The organism is Flavobacterium rhamnosi, from assembly GCF_048286515.1.
Taxonomy (GTDB): domain Bacteria; phylum Bacteroidota; class Bacteroidia; order Flavobacteriales; family Flavobacteriaceae; genus Flavobacterium.
In genome coordinates this window covers 1-23,177 of record NZ_JBLVPS010000008.1, presented here as the reverse complement: position 1 = coordinate 23,177, position 23,177 = coordinate 1, and the positions used below count along the sequence as shown (strand labels likewise).

Annotated in this window: 18 protein-coding genes; 17 read left to right on the top strand and 1 reads right to left on the bottom strand. The window is 36.0% G+C overall.

The genetic code is table 11. From position 1 onward, the window contains the following. The first annotated feature begins 816 nt into the window (after positions 1-816). The 6 genes from ACNQGN_RS08440 to ACNQGN_RS08415 all read left to right on the top strand — a co-directional run bounded on the left by ACNQGN_RS08440 (position 817) and on the right by ACNQGN_RS08415 (position 10,997). Positions 817-3,879, top strand: a complete 3,063-nt coding sequence (locus ACNQGN_RS08440; RefSeq protein WP_417987390.1) for a SusC/RagA family TonB-linked outer membrane protein — start codon at positions 817-819, stop codon at positions 3,877-3,879. 29 nt (positions 3,880-3,908) lie between these two features. Continuing rightward, positions 3,909-5,711: a RagB/SusD family nutrient uptake outer membrane protein gene (locus ACNQGN_RS08435; protein ID WP_417987389.1), complete on the top strand. Its 1,803-nt coding sequence runs from the start codon at positions 3,909-3,911 to the stop codon at positions 5,709-5,711. A gap of 383 nt (positions 5,712-6,094) precedes the next feature. Then, positions 6,095-7,018: a sensor histidine kinase gene (locus ACNQGN_RS08430; protein WP_417987388.1), complete on the top strand. Its 924-nt coding sequence runs from the start codon at positions 6,095-6,097 to the stop codon at positions 7,016-7,018. After that, the gene (locus ACNQGN_RS08425; RefSeq protein ID WP_417987387.1) at positions 7,015-7,767 is read left to right on the top strand and encodes a LytR/AlgR family response regulator transcription factor; all 753 of its coding nucleotides are present in this window, start codon (positions 7,015-7,017) and stop codon (positions 7,765-7,767) included. The genes ACNQGN_RS08430 and ACNQGN_RS08425 overlap by 4 nt, the downstream gene beginning before the upstream one ends. A gap of 146 nt (positions 7,768-7,913) precedes the next feature. Further along, positions 7,914-10,397, top strand: a complete 2,484-nt coding sequence (locus ACNQGN_RS08420; protein WP_417987386.1) for a TonB-dependent receptor — start codon at positions 7,914-7,916, stop codon at positions 10,395-10,397. Positions 10,398-10,607: 210 nt separating this feature from the next. Further along, positions 10,608-10,997, top strand: coding sequence for a Dabb family protein (locus ACNQGN_RS08415; protein WP_417987385.1), 390 nt, complete (start codon positions 10,608-10,610; stop codon positions 10,995-10,997). Between the two features lie 12 nt (positions 10,998-11,009). On the opposite strand, the gene ACNQGN_RS08410 is transcribed toward ACNQGN_RS08415, so the two are convergent. Further along, positions 11,010-11,906 carry a helix-turn-helix domain-containing protein gene (locus ACNQGN_RS08410; RefSeq protein ID WP_417987384.1) on the bottom strand — a complete coding sequence of 299 codons (897 nt, stop codon included), beginning with the start codon at positions 11,904-11,906 and terminating at the stop codon, positions 11,010-11,012. Positions 11,907-12,080: 174 nt separating this feature from the next. On the opposite strand from ACNQGN_RS08410, the gene ACNQGN_RS08405 reads away from it, so the two are divergent. The 11 genes from ACNQGN_RS08405 to ACNQGN_RS08355 all read left to right on the top strand — a co-directional run. Then, positions 12,081-12,998 (top strand): MBL fold metallo-hydrolase, encoded by a 918-nt coding sequence (locus ACNQGN_RS08405; protein ID WP_417987383.1) that lies wholly within the window; start codon positions 12,081-12,083, stop codon positions 12,996-12,998. A 223-nt stretch (positions 12,999-13,221) separates the two neighbouring features. After that, positions 13,222-13,539, top strand: a complete 318-nt coding sequence (locus ACNQGN_RS08400; protein ID WP_417987382.1) for a putative quinol monooxygenase — start codon at positions 13,222-13,224, stop codon at positions 13,537-13,539. A gap of 219 nt (positions 13,540-13,758) precedes the next feature. After that, positions 13,759-16,089, top strand: a complete 2,331-nt coding sequence (locus tag ACNQGN_RS08395) for a glycoside hydrolase family 3 protein (RefSeq protein ID WP_417987381.1) — start codon at positions 13,759-13,761, stop codon at positions 16,087-16,089. A 527-nt stretch (positions 16,090-16,616) separates the two neighbouring features. Then, on the top strand, positions 16,617-17,381 hold the full coding sequence (locus ACNQGN_RS08390) for an SDR family NAD(P)-dependent oxidoreductase (RefSeq protein WP_417987380.1): 765 nt from the start codon (positions 16,617-16,619) through the stop codon (positions 17,379-17,381). Positions 17,382-17,437: 56 nt separating this feature from the next. Then, positions 17,438-18,292, top strand: coding sequence for a fumarylacetoacetate hydrolase family protein (locus ACNQGN_RS08385; RefSeq protein WP_417987379.1), 855 nt, complete (start codon positions 17,438-17,440; stop codon positions 18,290-18,292). A gap of 23 nt (positions 18,293-18,315) precedes the next feature. Then, positions 18,316-19,329: a zinc-binding alcohol dehydrogenase family protein gene (locus tag ACNQGN_RS08380; protein ID WP_417987378.1), complete on the top strand. Its 1,014-nt coding sequence runs from the start codon at positions 18,316-18,318 to the stop codon at positions 19,327-19,329. 20 nt (positions 19,330-19,349) lie between these two features. Beyond that, positions 19,350-20,147 (top strand): SDR family oxidoreductase, encoded by a 798-nt coding sequence (locus ACNQGN_RS08375; RefSeq protein WP_417987377.1) that lies wholly within the window; start codon positions 19,350-19,352, stop codon positions 20,145-20,147. A gap of 9 nt (positions 20,148-20,156) precedes the next feature. Continuing rightward, positions 20,157-20,993: an amidohydrolase family protein gene (locus ACNQGN_RS08370; RefSeq protein ID WP_417987376.1), complete on the top strand. Its 837-nt coding sequence runs from the start codon at positions 20,157-20,159 to the stop codon at positions 20,991-20,993. Between the two features lie 381 nt (positions 20,994-21,374). Further along, a complete protein-coding gene (locus ACNQGN_RS08365) occupies positions 21,375-22,499 on the top strand; it encodes a PQQ-dependent sugar dehydrogenase (RefSeq protein WP_417987375.1) in 1,125 nt (374 codons plus the stop codon). Between the two features lie 3 nt (positions 22,500-22,502). Then, positions 22,503-22,946 carry a c-type cytochrome gene (locus tag ACNQGN_RS08360; protein WP_417987374.1) on the top strand — a complete coding sequence of 148 codons (444 nt, stop codon included), beginning with the start codon at positions 22,503-22,505 and terminating at the stop codon, positions 22,944-22,946. A gap of 134 nt (positions 22,947-23,080) precedes the next feature. After that, a partial coding sequence (locus tag ACNQGN_RS08355) for a transposase (RefSeq protein WP_417987488.1) occupies positions 23,081-23,177 on the top strand: 97 nt, incomplete at its 3' end.

Sequence of the window (23,177 nt, the reverse complement as noted above, 5' to 3'; positions counted from 1 at the left end):
TATTACCACCTATTTTTTTTTGTAACAAATAGCTGTTTTTCAACGAAGTAAAGTTTATTTCTGATAGTCATTTTGATTGATTCTCTTTCAAATTCTAATGCTATTGTACGAGCCTGAGAGCTTTCTTTTTGACTTACATAGCAACACTAAAACCTTCTTTAAATAGCTATTTACGTTCTGGTTGATGAAATAGTATTTATGAGTGCCATTTATAGACCTCTCCTCTTTTATACTTACTGACTGACAGCTACATGCTTTTTGTAATTAGGACAAAAACAAATTGCCGCTCAAGGAGAACAGATTATTTACACTAGTTGAAAACTTAGCGACAGAGATCTTACTGTCTTCTAAGAAATAAACCGTTCCGCATCAATAATCGTCGCAGCTATGCCTTAATGGTCAATATCTTGTTTAATGTTGAGTCAATCAAGATATTCTACAATTTTCTGTTAGTCCATTCTCTTTTCTTTTCAGTTTACCATAACGGATTACACCTGCCTGACCCTATGGTGGTTAATTACATTTTTCTTAATAAATACAGGATTTTATTAGTGAATTTTACTTTATTAATAATTTTTTATTAGAAAATTTTAATTTTTTAATTAAATAAAACAGGATAGCGCAGGATAGCCTTAACATAAATTTATGTGAAATTTGAAATAATGAGCACATCAAATTCTCTTTTAAACATAATTACGAAATCGAATTCGTGATTTAAATATTAATTTAAAAACAGGCGGCCTATAGAAAATAACGATCTCATTTTAACAAACTACACGATTACATTAATTTTTTTTAATTAACCAACAACTAACTATGAAAATAAATAAAATAAAAATTAAATATTATTTCTTTTTTTTTGGAATACTATTTTGCTTTCCAATCTATGGTCAAACAGTATTAAATATCAAAGGAACGGTTTCAGATGCTAAATTAGGAGGTTCTTTGCCAAGCGTTTCTATACTTATCAAGGGTACTCCTAAGAGTACATCTACAGATTTTGACGGGAATTATAGTATAAGCGCTAAAACCGATGACATTTTGGTTTTTAGTTATATGGGCTACAAAACAATCGAAATGCCCATTGATGGAAAAACCAATATAAATATAAGTTTAGATCCAGAAAACAATGTATTAAATGAAATTATAGTAGTAGGTTATGGTACGCAGAAAAAATCAGATGTGACCGGTGCAGTAGTGAGGGCAGACTTGGCTACCTTTAGGGAACAAGGAAATACCAATATTTTACAATCGTTGCAAGGATCTGTAGTGGGTCTAAATGTCGGAGTTAGTACCTCTGCGGGAGGTAATTTAAATGTGTCATTAAGAGGCAAAAACAACTTAGGAGGATCTGGAGTTTCAGATACTCCCCTAATAGTTGTTGATGGTATTATCTTTAGAGGAACCCTTCAGGATATTAATCCAGATGACGTTCAATCAGTAGATGTTTTAAAAGATGCAAGTTCTACTGCGATCTATGGTTCGGAGGCATCTAATGGAGTTATTTTGATAGCTACAAAGTCTGGTAAAGGAAGTGAAGAAGGGAAACCAGTTTTTAATTACTCCACTCGTTATAGTATTAAAGAAGATGCTCATAAATTAGAATACGGTTCTGGTGAAGATTACTTAAATCAGATTAGAGCATATAACTGGCGATCCGCTTTCCCACAAGGGGATTTATACAATCCTAATTTTAACCCAATTACAGGGTTGGATCCTGCTGAGGTTAAAGGATATAACAATGGCACTAATTTTAACTGGCAAGATCTGTTGACACAAAAAGGATTTGTTAATAATCATAATTTGAGCATATCAGGAAATGCTAAAAATGTAACCTATTTTATATCTGGATCTTTTTTAGATGAGGAAGAAATTATTATTGGTGATAACTACGAAAAGATCACTGGGAGGATCAATCTAGATGTAAAATTAAATGACTGGTGGAAAATTGGCACTAACTCATTTGTTACAACAGCAGATTACTCTGGGATAGAATTCGATAGAGAAAGCTATACTTATTCACCCTATGCATCTCCTTACGATGATAACGGCAATCTTATTTCCTCGCCAACGGGTCGTTTACAGTCCAACCCTTTACTTGCCGCAAGTGATATTGATGCAGATAAGAGATTGCACCTTAACACAACGCTTTATACGACTTTTGATGTCCCTTGGATAAAAGGTCTCTCTTATAGACTTAATTATAATAATAGTTACAGAACCCGAAGACATAATCAATTTCTTTATAAAACAGATGCACTTCCTTCACGAGCAAGAAAAAATTTTTTCCTGGAAAATGATTGGACTATGGATCATATTCTATCTTACAATACTACTATTAAAGAGGTTCATAATGTTAATGCTACTTTAGTTTATGGACGTGAAGAAAGATCCATTGAATCAACAGAAGTCTCAGGCTCAAATTTCTCAAACCAAACATTAGGTTTTAATGATTTTAGTTTAGCGGGTACAAAAGTCATTGAATCAGGTGCTGAAGACGAAAGCAGTATCTATCAAATGGCCCGACTTAATTACAATTTTGATAAGAAATATTTTGTTACCGGCACCGTAAGGCGCGATGGTTTTTCAGGATTTGGTACCCTGAATAAATTTGCAGTATTCCCATCTGTTGCTTTAGGATGGACACTCTCAAAAGAAAACTTTTTCAAAGGTCTTGATAAAACTATGTCTAATTTAAAGTTGAGGGCATCCTATGGAGAGAGTGGAAAAAGAGGAGTTGGAAGATATGAAACACTAGCGAGAGTAGCTCAAAATAATGCGTATGTTTTTGGTGATGGAGGAACAACAGCTTCAGGACAGGAAGTAAGTACTATTGCCTCACCCAATTTGAAATGGGAAACAACCAATGGTGTTAATCTAGGATTGGATTTCGGACTTCTGAATAACAGAATAACCGGAAATATTGAATACTACAACACTGACACTAAAGACATTCTTGTCGGAATAGATATCCCTTCTTTAAATGGTTTTTCTAAAGCCAGAGCTAATTTAGGTAAAGTGCATAACACTGGATTTGAATTTACTGTAAATTCCAGAAATATGACTGTGGGTGATTTTGAATGGTCATCAACAGTGAATTTCTCAACAAATAAAAATAAAATAGTTTCCGTTTTGGGTAGAGATGATAACGAAGATGGAAAAGAAGATGATTTACCTACGGCTGGTTTGTTTATAGGAAAAGAATTAGGAGCTATATATCATTTTCAAATTGACCCCAACAATCCAATATATCAAATAGGAGATCCTTTGTTACCCGGTTTTCAGACCGGATTTTATAGATTAGTGGACCAAAATAAAGATGGTAAAATTACAAGTACGGATGACAAGGTGATACTAGGGAGTAAAGACCCAGCCTATCGTTTCAGTATAGTCAATACTTTTACATATAAAAACTTTAAACTAAGTGCTTTTATAAATGCAATTCAGGGAGGTAAAAACAAATATCTCGGAGAAGATAATTACTGGAGAGTATCCAATTGGGATGCAGGAGGTAAAGGGAAGATTCAAGGATTGTTACCTAAAGTGGTTGATTATTGGACGCCCGACAACCCGAATGCTGAATATCCTGTTATTAGTTATGGCGGTATCAACAACCCTTCAGAGGCAATTTTCTTAAGAGACAGAAGCTTTGTACGATTACAAGACGTTAGTTTAAGCTATTCTTTTGATGAAGCTTTAATAAAAAAAATGGGACTTAAACATCTGACTTTAGTAGCAAGTGGTAAAAACTTGGCAACATGGACCAAATGGAAAGGTGTTGATCCGGAGGCTACCGATGATCTTGGAAACCCTGTAGGAATTTCTTTTGGAAGACCAGTGATCCGTTCGTATACATTTGGTGTAAACCTGTCGTTTTAGTATTTAGAAAATTTTAAATTAAAAGAATTATGAAACATATAAAATATATTTGTTTATCTATCCTGTTTATAGCTCTAAATGCTTGTAATGAAGATATGATTTTAGAAGAAATCCCAAAAGATTTTACAACGGTTGAAAACTCTTTTACAACTCCGGCCAATTTCAAGGCGTCAGTAGCTCAATTATATAGTCAAGCGCGACGTTATTTTGCAACTGGGACTTCTGGGTCTCCTGATGATTTAGATTTGCTACTTGGTACAGATGCGGGATGGCAAGCTAGAGATTTTAAAACAAACGTATTTTCTCAATATACTGCTTTTGGATCTGATAACACTGATGTTCAAGAGAGATGGGAGCGAGCTTATAAAATCATTTCTAATGCCAATACTATTATAGCTAGAATTGACAATGTACAATTTAGTGATGAAACACAAAAAAAGACGCTCCTCTGTGAAGCAAGATTCTTTAGAGCATATGCCTATAGGTCGCTTGTATATTTGTTTGGAGATGTTCCGCTTGTCTTAGAAGAAATATCTTTTCCAAGAAGGGATTTTGTTAGAGCACCAAAAGCAGAAATTGTCGCTGCCATCATCGATGATCTTGAGTTCGCAAGGGCCAATTTACCCGATGTTGACAATGTAGAAGAGAATGGAAGAATATCCAAGGATGTTGCCCGTCATTTTCTTGCGGAAATATATATTTACAAAGGTGAAAATCAAAAAGCGGTAGAGGTTGCTTCTGAAGTTATTGATGGAGGGAAATATTCACTAATGAACAGTCGCTTTGGCTCAAGAAAAGATAAACCTGGGGATATATATGGGGATTTATTCCAGCTGAATAATCAAAATAGAAAGTCTGGTAATACAGAAAGTATTTGGGTGTATCAGGTTGAATTTTTAACTTTGGGTGGTTATGGTGATCCAATAGGTGATGCAAATTTTTGGGAAAGACTAATAGGTCCGGAATACAACAGATTTGAGGCCAAAAATGAAAATATTGGTGTGCGAACCTTTATTTATGAATCTACCTATCATGCTGGTAGAGGACAAGGTTTTTTCAGACCTTCAACTCACGTAACCCATGGAATTTGGAAGAATGTTAAACCTCAAGATTTTGATAACGACATTCGAAATTCTGATCATAATATATTACGTAAATGGTGGATAGACAACCCGCTATCAAAGTATTATAATCAAACCATTGATTTACGTACTAACAGTAAATTGGCATATCAGACGTATTTAAATGCTGCCGTAATTGAAAACGATTCAAATCGAAAACTCTACCCTGTATTTTTGAAATATACTCAAATTAACAACCATTTCTCAACAGATTTAATGACAGGTAGCGCCAATTCTCTTACGACAGCACAAGCAGCATTGGCAACTCAGGCACAAAAAGATTTAATAGCAAGTTTTGGAGGTGTAGGACCTATGATGTCTGCAAATGCAAGAAGACTTTTTACGGATATATATGCAGCCAGACTTCCTGAAACATTACTTTTGAGAGCAGAAGCAAATATGAATTTGGGGAAAAAAGATCTGGCGGCAATTGATATTAATAAAATTCGAACAAGAGCCAATGCATCGCAAATATCTGGTGCGGAAGTGACCATTGATTTTATTCTTGACGAACGTCTTCGAGAATTGTATCTGGAGGAACCTAGAAGATTAACACTAAATAGGCTTGGTTTACTTTACGACAGAACAAAACGATATAACTTCTATTCCAGTAAAAATGTACAACTGCATAACAATTTATATCCTGTCCCTAGCAAAGAAATTCAGAACAACACACAAGCTAAATTAACTCAGAATGATGGGTATAATTAACAGATACTAGGCACTGTTATTAAATTTACAACTATTGAGATTAGGGAATACACCACTTTTGGAGTATTCCCTTTTTTTATTTCCCTCAAATTGGTTGACTTAATTAAAAATGATTAAAGTCCTATAGTAAAGCTTGCAAATAGTTTTCTTAGGTGAACTAGGTCTTTCTATCGACATTCTATAGGAAACGGTCGATTTTCATTTTAGGACTTATTTTATTGCTTATATTTATTTTTAATTTGTAGCCAATGAAACCATTTTCAGTTAAAGATATTTCGATTTTTTCAAAAGCTTTGCTCTTTTTTGGACTGCTTATAGTCCAAAGTATGCCTCTATATTTGAATATTAGCTTTCCGATTGAATTTTGGTTAAAGCAAATTTTCATGTATATTGTATGGGTTGCAGTGTTTTATCTTACCTATAAAATAGCTGTACCTAAACTATTATTTCAAGGAAGGAACGGATTTTTCTTTATTTCAATATGTTTTCTATTACTGGCGGTTCTGTACATTAGTAATACGTTCAACACAGTATTAGATCTTGATCAAATACTAAGAAAGCATTTTAAAATTTCGGAGAAAGACAACATGCACAGCAGCTTGATATCAAATTTAAGCGAAATCATAATAACCCTGCTAATGGTGGGAGGCAGCACAGTAATAAGCGTTGCAAAAAAACTTCAGACTGAAAATCAAATGCGACAAAATCTTGAAAAGGAAAAAGTTATTTCGGAATTGTCATTCCTTAAATCGCAAATCAATCCTCACTTTTTTTTCAATATTCTGAATAGTATTTATGCCTTAGCAGGTACAGAAAACCAACCTGCTCGTGAAGCTATATATACACTGTCACACATGATGCGGTATGTACTTTATGACACCAAAAACAATCTGACAACGCTAAGTAAAGAAATAGGTTTCGTAGAAGATTATCTTAAACTTATGGAATTGAGAATAACAGATAAAGTGCAGGTAATATTTGAAAAGCCTACAATTATTAAGGATGTCGAAGTAGCTCCTATGCTGTTTTTGCCTTTTATAGAAAATGCTTATAAACATGGAATCAGTGGGATTTACCCAAGCTATATTTACATAGGAATTAAACAGTCCGAAAAATATATACAAATTGAAGTACGCAATTCAATATTTGATAATCAAACCATAAACAAAGAAGAAAGTAACGGGATTGGTTTAATTAATACCCGTCGAAGACTCGATTTGATTTATCCTGGCAAGTACGAATTAGTTACTAATGAAGATCCCCTTCAGAAGGAGTACGGAGTAATCTTAAAATTACAAATCTCATGATATTAAAATGTATCGCGGTTGATGATGAGCCTCTGGCATTACAAATTATAGTTTCCTATATAGAACAAACCCCATCCTTATTATTAGTAGGGCAGTTTTCGAACGCCATTGAAGCATTAAAAGCAATTCATGAACACGATATTGACCTCCTATTTCTAGATATTAGAATGCCAGACATAAATGGAATTGAACTCGCAAAGATTGTGGAACAATATCGTGTAAAAGGGAATTTAAGAATCATATTCACCACTGCTTTTGATCAGTATGCGCTTGATGGTTATAAGGTTGACGCTCTCGATTACCTCCTTAAGCCTTTTAGCTTTGTTGATTTCAGTAAAACTGTTGCAAAGGCTCTTGCTTATTTTGATTTAATCCGAAACCCGGAACAGGAAATAAAAAGCATCAATCCGCCAATTCCCGAAACTGAAGTAAGTTACATTTATCTAAAATTCGAATATCAGCTTGTTAGAATAGCAGTAGATGATATCATCTATATCGAAAGCATGAAGGATTATGTAAAAGTATTTAGACTTAGTGAGGACAAGCCACTATTGTCACTAACAAGTATGAAATCGCTTGAAGAAAAACTTCCTGAGAATAAATTTATGCGAATCCACCGGTCGTATATTGTATCATTGGATAAAATAAAGGCAGCTACAAAAAATTCAGTACAGATTGGTAAAGTTACAATTGCGGTCACTGATCAATACAAGGACAATTTTATAAAATTTTTCCAAGGCTGGTCTTAGATCTTAATTACTAAAATTCCGTCGACGTTCTCCGCCTCTCTGTCGAATGTTCTGGCATATGTTTCTATTAAGATGTTGCTTTGTACGGAATCCAAACGAATTGATTGAAACAATTCCAATGGATTCGGAACTTAAAATGTCTTAAAATGAAAAAAATTGTCCTCCTTACAGTATTACTTTTTTCTGTTTTTTCTGTAAAATCTCAAACTTTTACAGGAATGAATAGCTTAAAGGGAAAAATTTCTGGTACCGTCATTGATTCGATAACAAAAGCCCCTGTAGATTATGCTTCAGTAAGCCTTTACAAAATTAACTCCACTAAACCCTTGACTGGTGTTTTGACAGATGCGTCCGGAAATTTCAAATTGAATGAAATTCAAGCGGGAAGCTATACCGTTACCATTTCATTTATTGGCTACAATGACAAAACGATTACATCAGTAACTACAACTGATGCAAAGATGGATATTGAAATTGGAAAAGTGGTTCTTAGTCCTGAAACAAATTCTTTAAAAGAAGTTGTAGTAGTAGGAAAAACACAACAGGTGACTAACAAGATTGATAAAATTGTTTACAATGTAGAAAAAGACTTGACGGCAAGTGGTGGTAATGCTACTGACGTATTGCAGAAAGTTCCTATGGTAAATGTGGATATTGATGGTAAAGTTTCCATCCGTGGAGATGGAAATGTGCGTGTTCTTATAAATGGAAAACCATCAGGTGCAACATCGGCCAACCTTTCCGATGTGCTGAAAACAATACCCGCTGACCAGATTAAAAACATCGAAGTTGTCACCTCTCCATCTGCAAAGTATGATGCCGAAGGATCTGCCGGAATAATAAACATTATCACCAAACAGAAAAATACTTCCGGGGTAAGTGGCTCGGTAAGCGGCGGTATTGGCACAAGACAAAACAATTTTAATGCCAATGTTAATTACAATAAAAACCGTTTCAGTTTATCCGCAAATGTTGGATTCAACAATGGCTGGCCACAAGAGTCAACTTCCGAATCCAGTCAAATTTTGAACAATAGCACCGCCAATAGCCTGCAAACTACCGAAGGAACTAACGAGGTAAAACGCAGCGGCATAGTAGCATCTGTTACAGCAGGATATGATTTTAACAATTTCAACAGTTTAAGTACAACCTTCCGATATAATGAAGGAGGATTTGAGCGAAAAGGCATTAGTGATAATCAGTTTACTGATTATATGAATGATGCAAACAGTAGTATTTATACTGGACAAAGCAGTGCTAAAAATTCTTTTGGAGGATTTGACTGGAACCTTAATTATGCCCACAAATTCACAAAAGAGGGACACGAACTTACCTTTTCGTCTCAATGGAGCCACAGCATAGTCGATACCGATTACCAGAATATGTACTCTGATTTCTATACCAACCAAAAGGCAAATAATGACGGAACAAATAATGAATATACACTCCAATTGGATTATACCTTGCCGGTAACTGAGAAATTTAAACTGGAAGCTGGAGGTAAAACAATCATCAGAAAAATTTCGAGTGATTTTCAAAATTATGTTCCTGATGCACAAAATGCATTTGTTTTTGATCCTGTTAGTTCGAATTTATACAATTACGATCAGGATGTTGCGTCTCTTTATACAGTAGGAACGGTAACTTTACCCAAAGGTTTTACTGTAATGGCGGGTGCGCGTTTTGAAAACACGGCTATAAAAGGAGATCCTACCAATGCGCTACAAACAAATTTAAGTCCATTCAAAATTGACTATGGGACCTTTATTCCAAGCTTTACACTGCAGAAAGCACTTTCACAATCTTCTTCTTTAAAATTAACGTACAGCAAACGTATTTCAAGACCCAGCTTTACATACCTCAACCCATTTATTAATAAATCAAATATTCAAGCACAAACACAGGGAAATCCAACCCTAGATCCTGAAGTATCACAAACCGTAGAGTTTGGGTATTCAACATTTTCACAAAAGCGCAGCCTGAATATTTCCGCGTATTATAAATATACATCTGACCTAATTGAAGGTATTGCAACACCTTTAACAGATGAGACAGGAACAATCACCAATTATCAAAATATTGGAAACAATAAATCTTTTGGAATGAGTTTTTTCGGTTCTGTAAATCCATTTAAGATCTTAACCCTACGTGGAAACTTTAATGCCTTTACTTACAAACCAGATCCAACCGGGGCATACAATCTGGAACAATCCACGAATGGCACATCCATACAATATTCTGCTTTCGTGAGTGGGACACTTCAATTAAAAAACGACATTTCAGCGGAAGCTTTTGTAATCCAAAACTCTTCTAAAAAAACATTGCAAGGCACCAGTCCCGCTTTTAATTTAATGGTGTTTGGAGTCAAAAAACAATTTTGGAACAAGGCTGCTTCATTGGGAGTTAACATGGTGTCACCTTTTAAAAAGGACTTGGAATTTAAACAGAATTCAAGCGGACAGGGATTCAGTCAAACCAGTACCTTCAAATTCCCAATTCGTTCTTTTGGAATTACATTCAGTTATAATTTTGGTTCAATGAATTTCACTGGCGCTAAAAAGAAGGGCATTAATAATGATGATCTTAAAGAAGGAGATCAAAACAATCAGGGAGGTGTCCCAATGAAATAGAACAATACGAAGTGGAGCAACACCCGAAAGGTTTCAAGATAGCATCTTGGAACCTTTTTTTATAGCGTACGATTTTATTAAATATCTAAAAAAAAACTTTCATTAGGGGATTAATTGCTCTATCCGAAGCTATTCAAACAAATAAAGGAGCTATTTTGTCTTTTTTTATCTTTTAAATTTCGATATTTACCTTTTAAAATAAATAAATTGATGATACGTAGAAGATTTATTGGTTCCGCAGCTTTATTTGGAGTTGCAGGTATTATGGGCTTTGCAATGCGTCCAAAGAAAAAACCCTTGTTGCACCATGTGTTTTTTTGGTTAAAAAACCCCGAATCAGAGGCTGATAAACAGCAATTGATTTCCGGTTTGAAAACCTTAGCGGCAATTCCAACTATTCGTCAAATTCATGTGGGCGTTTTAGCTTCTACGGAAAAGCGCGAGGTAGTAGATACCTCTTGGGATGTTTCAGAACTTATGTTTTTTGATGATGAAGCCGGCCAAAAAATATACCAGGACCACCCAATTCATCAGGATTTTATAAAGAACTGTTCCCATTTATGGGAAAAGGTACTAGTTTATGATGCTATAGATGTATAAATAATGTAGCTTTTAATTCATCGTTCTGTATTTATAAGGGGAATAACCTACCCGTTGTGTAAATAATCGAGTGAAATGTTGTGGGTATTTGAAACCCATTTCATAAGCAATCTCGCTAATTGATTTATTGATATCAAAAAGTTTTTCTTTGGCGAGAGCTATCACTTTTTCTTGTATGTATTCCTGAGCTGGTTTTCCGGTTTCTTTCTTCACCAAATCTCCAAAATAGTTTGCCGATAAGTGAAGTTCTTCAGCAAAATACCGTACAGAAGGTAATCCTAGCGTTTGTGGTTTATCAGATTGGAAATAGTCGTTCAATAAAGTTTCGAACCTCACTAGGGCATCTTTATGAATGTTTTCTCTCGTTATGAACTGTCGGTCATAAAAGCGGACACAATAATTTAAGAACAATTCAATATTGCTCACAATTATAGATTTACTGTGTTTGTCAATTGGATATTCTAATTCATGCTTTATTTTGTTAAAGCATTCCAAAACAATTTGTTTTTCTCTTTCAGAGACATGCAACGCTTCATTTACATCATAGGAGAAAAAACCGTAGTCTTTGATGCTTTTAGCAAGCGAAGATCCCCGTATCAGATCAGGATGAAATGCTAATGCCCATCCATTTGGCTGCATAATTTTAATATCCTTTTCAAATCCCAAAACCTGTCCTGGTGCAATGAAAAGCAGCGTTTCTTCTTGGTAGTCATAATGGGTGCGTCCATATTTGAGTTCCGCACATTTCAAGTCCTTAAAAAAAATGATATAAAGTTCTGAAACAAAACGGGTTGCTGTAATGGGTTTTGACAGTGATTGATCCAGAACACTCACCTTGGGGTGTGAAGTCTTCTGTCCTCGCTCAGAATTAAATTGTGTGATACTTTCCAATTTTACTATTTCTTTCATGACTCCTAAATTCAATTGATTCAAAATTAATACAAATATTTATTGCTTTTTTATTTTTATCTTTAATCAGTAATAATGGTAAGATATACAGTGATTTATATAATTCTCTGATAAAAAATAGAAAGAAATTTGCATATCAGATAATCAAAGTGGTACAAATTAACAAAAAGGATTATGAAAGCAAAAAAATGGAAATTTACAGTAGCGACTTTTTTAGTTTCAATACTAATTGTGCAGGCACAACAACCTACAAATAGTACGCAAAGTACAGTAACAGAAAAGAAAGAGAAAAAATATCAGGCTCGACCGGGAGAAACACAAACTTTTGGTGCAGAGGCTTTTGACGAATCTGATAAAACCACGCTAAGATGGCTGGGTATGGCTGGCTTTTTTATCAATAGCCGAGGTACTATTTTGATGGTTGACCCACTGCTGAAAGGTTTTGATATGCCTCTTTTGATAGATTTTCCTATAGCGCCAAAAGATGTCCTTCGATTAGATGCAGTATTGGTTACGCATGCCGATAATGACCACTATAGTATTCCTACCAATCGCGACCTTTTGCGTGTAACGAAAGAATATCATTCTACAATATATGTTGATTCACTAATGAAAAATGAAGGGTTCAAATCATTTGGACACTCTATCGGAGATCAGTTTAAAATAGGGCGTCTAAAGATTAAACTGACTCCCGCTGATCATGCATACCAAAATGCTTATCCGGGCATGAGTAAACGTGTCTTTAAAAATGAAGACGCGTGTGGGTTTTGGATTGAAACACCTGATGGCACTATTTGGGCACCAGGCGATTCTCGATTGATGAAAGAGCACCTTGAATTCCCAGCTCCAGACGCTATTTTGTTTGATTTTTCAGATAGCGAGTGGCATTTTACTTTAGAAGGTGCGGTGAAAATTGCAAATGCATATCCAAACACGCCGCTACTGCTTAATCATTGGGGATCAGTGGATGCACCTGATTTTGCGCCGTTCAATGGTGATCCTGAAAAATTAAAAAAACTGGTGGTTAATCCACAACGCATATATGTGCTTGTTCCTGGAGAAGCATTTATACTTAAAGAAATCACGAAGTAAAGTGAAACACACTAATTTTCAGTATTGGCGATCTGAAAATTTATAAAAATAGCCAGTATGTAAAGATGGGTGGAAAAGAAGGCCTATTAACCTTTTTTCTGAAGAAATTAAGCAAACCCTAAGATCAAAAACAATGAAGAATCAAGATGTATTATATCAAATTGTAGCAATGATAATAATGACAACCCTTTTAAGCGGCAGTGTATTTGCTCAAAATAAGAACATGGTCATACGTATTGCAAAACTTGAAATTGATGTGGCTCAGCTGGAAAACTATAAAAGGATATTGAAAGAGGAAATGGAAACTTCGGTTCGTGTAGAGCCTGGAGTCCTGTCACTGTATGCGGTATCGGATAAAGCTAACCCTGCCAGCATCACCATATTTGAGATATACGCTAATGATAATGCTTACAACACCCATGTACAAACCTCTCATTTTAAGAGATATAAGAACAGTACAATGGAAATGGTCAAATCCCTGGAACTCTTAAACACAGACCCTATTGCCCTCGAGGCAAAGAAGAAGTTACAATTAAAATAGTCTGTATTTTGTAAAAATTAGACAGCGAGGCTGGGCTTTTTTGGATTTTGCAAAAAATTTTAAGGCGTTAAACGATCTAAAATGCGTATTTTTAGTGTGTTATGTAAATGTTTTTAATTTCATTGTGTTGTTGTGACGCATTATTTTATATATTTGAAAACGTTTTCGTTGTACAACGAAGAAAATTTACCTGTTTACATACTAAAAAACAACCAAAAAATGAAAAAAGGAATACTACTCCCTGCGCTAATTTTACTTGTTGGAACGCAAACCTACGCTCAAAAAAAATGGACAGAAACCCCTAAAGGTTCGCATAATATTGTTCAAAACCAAGGAGGGCAAACGTTAGGATATGCACCCAAATCCGGAGTCAAAATACTACAAGCAGATGGATTAGCCTTTAAAGACCTAAACAAAAATGGAATCTTAGATATTTACGAAGATTGGAGAAAACCGGTAGCGGAACGTGCAAAAGATCTTGCTTCTAAAATGACGGTAGAGCAAATGTCCGGATTAATGTTATACAGCAGACATCAAGCCATACCAGCTCAGGAAGCAGGGATGTTTACCGGGACTTATAGTGGAAAGCCATTTTCTAAAAGTGGTGCAAAAGCTTCCGATTTGTCCGATCAACAAATTGCATTTTTAACTAAAGATAATTTGCGTCACGTACTGATGACTTCGGTTGAAAGCCCAATAGTTGCAGCAACATGGAACAATAATATACAAGCACTAGTCGAAGGAATTGGAGTAGGAATACCTTCTAACAACAGTTCTGATCCAAGAAATGGAGCCAATAAAGATGCCGAATACAATGCAGGTTCCGGTGGAGCCATATCACAATGGCCTGAGGAATTGGGACTGGCAGCTACTTTTGATGCTGCTATTACAGAACAATTTGGTTCTATTGCAGCAAAGGAATACCGAGCCATGGGAATTACTACTGCCCTATCACCACAAATTGATTTGGCGACAGAACCGCGATGGAATCGTTTTGTTGGTACTTTTGGCGAAGACCCCAAATTAGCAACGGATTTGGCAAAAGCGTATGTTGATGGATTTCAAACATCGCCAAAATCCATTGCTGCTTATCAAGGGTGGGGTAATCAAAGTGTCAATGCCATGGTAAAACACTGGCCAAGTGGAGGGCCGGAAGAGGGAGGGCGCGATGCTCATTTTGCATATGGAAAATTTGCAGTGTATCCTGGTAATAATTTTGAAACGCATCTAAAACCATTTGTAGATGGCGCTTTTCAATTGAAAGGTGCTACTAAAAAAGCCTCTGCGGTAATGCCTTATTATACAATTTCTTATGGTCAGGATAAAAAATACGGTGAGAATGTTGGAAACGGATTTAGTAAATACATTATTACTGATTTATTAAGAGACAAATACGGCTATGATGGAGTAGTTTGCACAGATTGGCTAATTACGGCCAATGAAGGTCCTACTCCAGATGTCTTTGCGGGAAAGTCTTGGGGTGTTGAAAATTTAACTGTCGCCGAAAGACATTATAAAGTGCTAATGGCCGGGGTAGATCAATTTGGGGGTAATAATGATATCAATCCGGTTTTAGAAGCCTACCAAATGGGTATAAAAGAACACGGTGAAACTTTTATGCGAAAACGTTTTGAGCAATCAGCTGTTCGTTTGCTTTTGAATATTTTCCGAGTGGGACTATTTGAAAATTCGTATTTAGATCCTCTTGAGACGAAAGCCACCGTGGGCAAACCTGAATTTATGAAAGCAGGGTATGATGCACAATTAAAGTCTGTTGTGATGATTAAAAATCAAAATAAGACCTTACCAATTCAAAAAGGAAAAACGGTTTACATCCCGAAAAGAGTTACTCCAGTGAGTATCAATTTTTTTGGTCAACCCTCTCCTGAAAAAATCGAGTATCCTATTAATTTAGAATTGATTAAAAAATACTATACCGTAACAGAGGATCCGAGCAAGGCTGATTTTGCCATCGTATTTATCAAAAGCCCGATCAGTGGTGGATATAGCAGAGCCGACAGAGAAGCAGGCGGAAATGGATATGTGCCAATTAGTTTACAATTAAAAGAGTATACCGCAGTTGAGGCCAGAGCCCAAAGTATTGCAGCCGGAGATCCTGTGATTGACCCGACGATTACAAACAGATCGTATCTGAATAAAACATCAAAATCAAATTCGTACCCGGATTTAAATACGATTCTGGAAACTAAAAAAGCACTTAATGGAAAGCCGGTACTTGTAGCTGTAAATATTTCGAATCCGATGGTTTTCGGCGAATTTGAAAAAGAGGTTGATGCAATAGTGGGAGAGTTTGGCGTCCAAGTTGAAGCTTTAATGGATATTATCTCCGGAAAAACAGAGCCTTCAGGATTATTGCCTTTACAAATGCCATTGAACATGTCTACCGTTGAAAAACAAATGGAAGATGTTCCTCACGACATGACTCCATATGTAGATACTAACGGAAATGTGTATGATTTTGGTTTTGGTTTAAACTGGAAAGGTGTAATCAAAGACGCCAGAACTGCAAAATATAACGCTAAGAAGTAATCCTAAAGTTATAATTGAAACCACCTACAGCGCATGTAGGTGGTTTTTTTATTCCAAATTCCCAAATTTTTGAGTTGCTTGAATGGTTATCTATTTTCAATACCTTTCTTCAGACAGACTTATTCATTCCATCACATTAGTTTTTAATTTGCAATAGACAAAAAAGAAGACTATTTTGATAAGCGGTAATTTTATTCTTCCAATTTTGTTAAAAAACAAAAATAATTAAGGATTAAACAAAAATAATTTTGAACTAAGCAGGATACTTTAATCAAGAGATCTTTATATCTTTCGCCCTCTGAATTATTAATTAATTTTATATAAATATTTTCGTAACTGATAATGCAATCGATTACGCAAAACAAGGGTGTTTCTAATAAATTAAAATCGGTTACTGTATTTTATTCTTTTCATGCGTTTTACAGGACAGTTTAGATTAATGTTGCGAAGGTAGTTTAAAGATAATGTAAAGTCACACACCTGGAATAGCTCGAGAAGTAGTTAAAATTTTAAATCTAAGAAAAAATATGTTTTCATTACAAAATAAAAAAGCAGTAGTTACCGGTGGAGGTAGCGGAATAGGAAAGGCAATTTCGGCCTTATTTGCAAAACAAGGAGCTGAGGTACATATCATTGAACTAACTGATGAAAGCGCTCAAACAGCGATATCGGAAATACGCGCAATGGGTGGGAAAGCATTTTCACATGCTTGTAATGTGGCCGATCAGCAAGAAGTATTGGCAACATTTGAAAAAATTGGCAACATTCATATTCTTGTCAATAATGCTGGAATAGCCCACGTAGGCAAGGTGGAAACTACACCAGAAGCCGACTTTGACAGAATTATGAGTGTAAATGTAAAAGGGGTTTACAATTGTTTGCATGCAGCAATCCCACAACTACGCCATTCAAATGGTGGAGTTATTGTGAATATGGCTTCTATAGCGGCTTGGGTAGGCATTCCAGATCGATTTGCTTATTCCACAGCTAAGGGAGCTGTAATGGCTATGACTTTATCAGTCGCCAAAGATTACATGGCCGAAAATATTCGTTGTAATTCCATTTCTCCTGCAAGAGTACATACACCATTTGTGGATGGATTCATTTCTAAAAACTACCCAGGAAAAGAAGCGGAAATGTTTGATAAACTGTCCAAGTCACAACCTATTGGTCGCATGGGAAAACCGGATGAAGTAGCCGCTTTGGCGCTATACTTATGCAGTGATGAAGCTGGTTTTATTACAGGCTGTGACTATCCAATTGATGGCGGATTTATTAAATTAAATAACTAAGATCACCTTATTAATATTGATACAATTATTAAAGAATCATACTAAAAATAGATAAAATGAAACTAATACGTTTTGGAGAGGCTGGTAAAGAAAAACCAGGTATTTTAATTGGAGAAAAAAGATTTGATGTATCGGCAATTGTTGCAGATTATAATGAAGCATTTTTTGATGAAAATGGACTGGAAACATTAAAAGCAGCTTTAGAAAACAATCCTGTTTTGCCTGAAGTTGATGCTTCGGTACGTTTGGGCTCGCCAGTAGCAAGACCGTCTAAAATAATATGCATTGGATTAAACTATGTGGACCACTGTAAAGAAACTAATGCACCAATACCAGAAGAACCGATTATCTTTTTTAAATCCACTACTGCCCTTTGCGGGCCGAATGACGATTTAATAATTCCTAAAAACAGCACTAAAACAGATTGGGAAATCGAATTGGTGTTTATTGTAGGAAAAAAAGCCAGTTATGTTGAAGAAGCTGATGCTATGGATTATGTTGCAGGCTATTGTTTGCATAATGACTATAGTGAAAGAGCCTTTCAATTAGAACGTGGAGGACAATGGGCGAAAGGAAAAGGCTGTGATACATTTGCACCACTTGGTCCCTTTATGGCAACAAAAGATGAAATTGCAGATGTAGATAATTTGTCGATGTGGTTGACCGTAAATGGGAAAAAATTCCAAAATAGCAATACATCAAATTTAGTTTTCAAAATTCCTTACCTGGTGCATTACCTGAGTCAGTTCATGACATTGCTTCCAGGTGACGTTATCAGTACAGGGACACCTCCGGGCGTTGGTTTAGGAATTAAACCAGAACCTATCTATCTCAAAGCGGGAGATGTTGTTGAATTAGGAATGGAAGGTTTAGGTACAAGTAAACAAGTGGCGGTTGCATACAGCAAATAAATTATAAAGAAAAAAGGTAAGAGATGAAATACATTGTATGCGAAAAACCCCATGAGTTTAAGTTAAAAGAAAAACCTATGCCGGTGCGCAAGGACGGTGAAGTATTATTAAAGATTAGAAAAATTGGTGTTTGTGGCACAGACATCCATGCCTTTGGCGGAACACAACCCTATTTTGAATATCCACGTATTTTAGGTCATGAGCTTGCTGCAGAATACATTGAAGGCGAAGCTCAAGGTTACAAGCAGGGCGATAAGGTAACTTTTATACCCTACTTCCATTGTGGTGAATGTGTGGCTTGCAGAAATGGACTTACAAATTGCTGTGCAAAAATTAAGGTTTTCGGAGTTCATATCGATGGAGGGATGGCGCAATACATTACCGTTCCTGAACAGTATTTATTGCATGGCGAAGGACTGGATTACGATCAGCTAGCACTGGTTGAGCCGCTTGCAATAGCTGCGCATGGTGTACGAAGGGCTGCAGTAAATTCAAATGATACGGTACTTATTATGGGAGCCGGTCCTATAGGAATTGGTTTGATACAGTTTGCCAAAATAGCAGGTGCAAAAGTAATCGCCATGGATATAAACGAATACAGGCTTCGTTTTTGCAAAGAAGAACTTAATGCTGATGCTACCATAAATCCTGCAAATGAAGATGTCACAGCAAGACTTATGGAAATCACAAACGGAGATATGCCTACTGTTGTTATAGATGCCACTGGTAACCGCAATGTTATGAACAGTGCTTTTAATTACATAGCCCATGGTGGAAGATTTGTTTTAGTAGGTCTGCAAAAGGGAGAACTCAGCTTTAGCCACCCAGATTTTCACAAAAGAGAATCAACACTAATGAGCAGCCGCAATGCAACAAAAGATGATTTTCTTTATGTGATGGAATGCCTTAAAAACGGCAAAATAGACCCAAAAAAATACATTACCCACAGGGCCGACTTTACCGAGATGATAACTGAATTTGAAAAGTGGATTGATCCAAAAAATAACGTTATCAAAGCATTGATAGAACTGGATTAAACTTAATAAATAAAAGTAGTATGGATTTAGGATTAAAAGATAAAATTATAGTTGTCTCAGGATCGGCAGGAAAACCAGGAAGCATCGGTGAGACTATTATAAAGAGATTAGCTGATGAAGGCGCCATACCTGTACTTGTAGACCGTAACGACAGAGGTTATGGCTATGCCGAAGCACTTCAAAAAAGGGGTCTGGATTCAATATTTGTGCAAACGGATGTAACCAATCCAGAGCAAATGGAAGCTGCAGTAAAAAAAATTATTGAAAAATACGGAAGAATAGATGCTGTTATCAATAACGTCGGGGTAAATGACGGTGCAGGATTAGATGCCAGTTATGAGGAGTTCATGGACTCTTTAAAACTGAATCTGGTAAGCTATTTTTTACTAACCAAATATGCCCTTCCATACCTTAAGGAGTCCAAAGGTAATATACTTAATATCGGTTCTAAAGTTGCCTTAACGGGTCAAGGAGGAACTTCCGGATACGCAGCTGCAAAGGGTGGCGTATTGGGTCTTACCCGAGAGTGGGCGGTCGACTTAATCCAATATGATATACGTTCTAATGCTATTATCATCGCGGAAAGTCTGACTCCAGCTTACGAAGATTGGTTAGAAACTTTACCAGATGGAGAAATGGTACTGGCTAAAATAAATAAAAGCATACCTTTTGAGGCAAGGATGACGACTCCTGAAGAAATAGCAGATACTGCACTTTTTATTATCTCTGATCGTTCTTCACACACTACTGGACAATTCGTTTTTGTAGACGGAGGATACGTGCATCTGGACCGGTCATTAATCAACGATATAAATTAGTAGAGTTTTATGCATAAACGTATTGATGCCCATCAGCATTTTTGGAAGTTTGATCCTGTTAGGGATAGTTGGATCGATGAATCTATGCAGAAAATTCAAAAAGATTTTTTGCCTGAAGATCTTCTGCCGTTACTGACAGAAAATAAATTTTCAGGCTGTGTTGCGATTCAGGCTAGCCAATCGGAAGAAGAAACTAATTTTCTGCTTGATTTAGCAGTAAAAAATGATTTCATCAAAGGTGTGGTAGGATGGGTAAATTTGCTGGATAAAAATACCGCCGACCGACTGGCTTTTTTTTCAACCCAAAAAAAATTAAAAGGCTTCAGACATGTAGTACAAGGAGAATCCGATGATTTTATGCTAAGAACAGATTTCCGTAACGGTATCCGGGAGCTAAAACCGTTTAATTACACCTACGACATACTCGTTTTTCATCGACAGTTACCGGCAGCAATAGATCTTGTTAATCGTTTTCCTGATCAGGCCTTTGTATTAGACCATATTGCCAAACCAGATATAAAATCGGGAGCAATTCAATCCTGGAAAGAAGGCATCAAAGAATTAGCAAAAGCAGAAAATGTGATGTGTAAAATTTCAGGAATGGTTACAGAAGCGGATTGGAATACATGGAAAGCAGCTGATCTAAAACCGTATCTCGACGTGATTTTTGAAAATTTTTCGAAAGAAAACCTAATGTTCGGTTCTGATTGGCCTGTTTGCAATCTTGCCGCAAATTATGCGATGGTTGTAAAAACTCTTGAGAACTATATTTCGCAATTATCCGCAGAAGAGCAACAGCAGATTTGGTGTAAAAATGCCAATACTTTTTACAGACTGGATTCCTAAAATAATAGTATCTGTAATCAAAAAAAATAGACTCCTGTATGGGAGTAGTTATTTTATTTATTAAAAAGACTATCAGTTGATGGTCTTTTTTTTTGCTATAGATAAAATAATACCTAATGTCGTTTTATTCGAAAGATGGGTTATGGATTTAAAAACTATGATAGGTTAAGATAACAAAATTAGCCGACAGTAGTTAACAAGTAAAGTCTCGAGGCACTCATTCGTAAAAAAAATGTTTACGAAACACTATAAGAAAGCAACCTTTAAATCGAGCTAGTTTGTTAATTCTAAGCAAAATTAAACACTTCCCTCCCTTTTTAACTCCTCTTTTACTATCTTTAAAAAAGATTTCTGTTCAAAAGGGACCTAAAGATCAAACTCATGAAAAAAATCAAACTAGTCTGCCTTTCTATTCTCTCTTTCATTTTTTTTAGTTGTGATGCACAAGTAAAATCAAATGATATTCCTTTAAAAGAGGAAGCGAAGAACTATACTTTCGAAACAGTTGCTTCCGGTATTGCAATACCATGGGGAATGACTTGGCTACCTGACGGATCAATGTTGGTTACCGAAAAAAGTGGCGTGCTATATCAAATTAAAAATGGTACTAAGACTGAAATAAAAAATGTCCCTAAAGTTTATTCTCGTGGACAAGGGGGTTTATTAGATATCGCTTTACATCCTGATTATGCGAAAAATGGCTGGATTTACATAACCTATTCCTCCGATGAAGGTGAAGGAACTGGCGGTCACACTAAACTCATAAGGGCAAAATTAATTGATGGAAATCTGACGCAAATTGAATCGCTTTATAAAGCTACGCCCAATACCACAAAAGGACAACATTTTGGTTCCCGAATTGCCTTTGACAACGATGGTTATTTGTACTTCTCTGTGGGAGAACGTGGCAATCATCTCGAAAACCCACAAGACATCAAAAGGGATGGCGGAAAAATATACCGTTTAAATGACGACGGAACCATTCCTAAAGACAACCCATTTGTAGGCCAGGCAGGAGTCAAAGAAGCCATTTATTCTTACGGCCACAGAAATCCGCAAGGAATGGCAAAACATCCTTTAACGGGCGCTATTTGGACACATGAACACGGCCCTCAAGGCGGGGACGAAATCAACATCATTAAAAAAGCAGCCAATTACGGATGGCCTGTTGTTACCTATGGCATCGATTACGACGGAACAACCATTAGCAAAGAAAAAGAAAAACCAGGTATTGAAAAACCAATCTATTACTGGGTACCTTCCATCGCCCCTTGCGGAATGACTTTTGTTACCGGCGATAAGTATCCCGACTGGAAAGGACATTTACTGGTTGGTTCCTTAAAATTTCAATATCTTGAATTGGTGAAATTAAAAGGAAACGAAGTGACAGAAAGACAAAAAATTGCCACAGACATAGGACGCATGCGCAATGTAGCACAAGGCCCGGACGGTTATATTTACATAGCTGTCGAAGAAAAAGGGATTCTCAAAATTATACCTAATTAATCTATGTTGACTATTAAACTATTTTTTGCACTAGGCCCGTTTTTATTGGGCGGTTTTTTCTTTGAAAACCCATTTTATCAAGACCACTATATTGAAGCAAATACAACCAGCACAGTAACTTCGAAATTCCAAACACCAGGAAAAGAAATTTATGTTGATTTTTGCATACAATGTCATGGTGCCAACGGCAAAGGAGACACTAAAAATTTTCCGCCATTGGCTGGCTCTGATTGGCTTCTAAATAAAAGAATCCTAAGCATTGCAGTAGTAAAATTTGGACAAAGTGGCGAAATTATTGTCAATAAAATGAAGTACAATAGCAGTATGCCGGCGATGGGACTTTCTAATCAGGAAGTAGCCGATGTGATGAATTACGTTATGACATCCTGGGGAAATAAACAAACTAAAATTGTTACTGAAAAAGAAGTGGCAGAAATTAAGAAATAAAAATTACGATAATTTTTCAAGAAAGCCCCCATACACTTGGGTCTTTAGACAGGGGATGAATTGAAAATGCAAATACTTCTAATCATTTTAGATATAAAAGTGACAATTAAATACTTTTTTTATATATTTGTTTAATGGAAAAGCGATGGAGGAAAAGCAGAAGTGCTACATACAATATAGCCTATCATTTGATATGGTGTCCAAAATACCGTAGAAAGGTATTGATTAACG

What these genes read in the sequence shown, in the direction of transcription:
- ACNQGN_RS08440 (WP_417987390.1), top strand. Translation starts at nt 817, where the DNA reads ATGAAAATAAATAAAATAAAAATTAAATATTATTTCTTTTTTTTTGGA.
- ACNQGN_RS08435 (WP_417987389.1), top strand. Translation starts at nt 3,909, where the DNA reads ATGAAACATATAAAATATATTTGTTTATCTATCCTGTTTATAGCTCTA.
- ACNQGN_RS08430 (WP_417987388.1), top strand. Translation starts at nt 6,095, where the DNA reads ATGTATATTGTATGGGTTGCAGTGTTTTATCTTACCTATAAAATAGCT.
- ACNQGN_RS08425 (WP_417987387.1), top strand. Translation starts at nt 7,015, where the DNA reads ATGATATTAAAATGTATCGCGGTTGATGATGAGCCTCTGGCATTACAA.
- ACNQGN_RS08420 (WP_417987386.1), top strand. Translation starts at nt 7,914, where the DNA reads ATGAAAAAAATTGTCCTCCTTACAGTATTACTTTTTTCTGTTTTTTCT.
- ACNQGN_RS08415 (WP_417987385.1), top strand. Translation starts at nt 10,608, where the DNA reads ATGATACGTAGAAGATTTATTGGTTCCGCAGCTTTATTTGGAGTTGCA.
- ACNQGN_RS08410 (WP_417987384.1), bottom strand. Translation starts at nt 11,906, where the DNA reads ATGAAAGAAATAGTAAAATTGGAAAGTATCACACAATTTAATTCTGAG.
- ACNQGN_RS08405 (WP_417987383.1), top strand. Translation starts at nt 12,081, where the DNA reads ATGAAAGCAAAAAAATGGAAATTTACAGTAGCGACTTTTTTAGTTTCA.
- ACNQGN_RS08400 (WP_417987382.1), top strand. Translation starts at nt 13,222, where the DNA reads ATGGTCATACGTATTGCAAAACTTGAAATTGATGTGGCTCAGCTGGAA.
- ACNQGN_RS08395 (WP_417987381.1), top strand. Translation starts at nt 13,759, where the DNA reads ATGAAAAAAGGAATACTACTCCCTGCGCTAATTTTACTTGTTGGAACG.
- ACNQGN_RS08390 (WP_417987380.1), top strand. Translation starts at nt 16,617, where the DNA reads ATGTTTTCATTACAAAATAAAAAAGCAGTAGTTACCGGTGGAGGTAGC.
- ACNQGN_RS08385 (WP_417987379.1), top strand. Translation starts at nt 17,438, where the DNA reads ATGAAACTAATACGTTTTGGAGAGGCTGGTAAAGAAAAACCAGGTATT.
- ACNQGN_RS08380 (WP_417987378.1), top strand. Translation starts at nt 18,316, where the DNA reads ATGAAATACATTGTATGCGAAAAACCCCATGAGTTTAAGTTAAAAGAA.
- ACNQGN_RS08375 (WP_417987377.1), top strand. Translation starts at nt 19,350, where the DNA reads ATGGATTTAGGATTAAAAGATAAAATTATAGTTGTCTCAGGATCGGCA.
- ACNQGN_RS08370 (WP_417987376.1), top strand. Translation starts at nt 20,157, where the DNA reads ATGCATAAACGTATTGATGCCCATCAGCATTTTTGGAAGTTTGATCCT.
- ACNQGN_RS08365 (WP_417987375.1), top strand. Translation starts at nt 21,375, where the DNA reads ATGAAAAAAATCAAACTAGTCTGCCTTTCTATTCTCTCTTTCATTTTT.
- ACNQGN_RS08360 (WP_417987374.1), top strand. Translation starts at nt 22,503, where the DNA reads ATGTTGACTATTAAACTATTTTTTGCACTAGGCCCGTTTTTATTGGGC.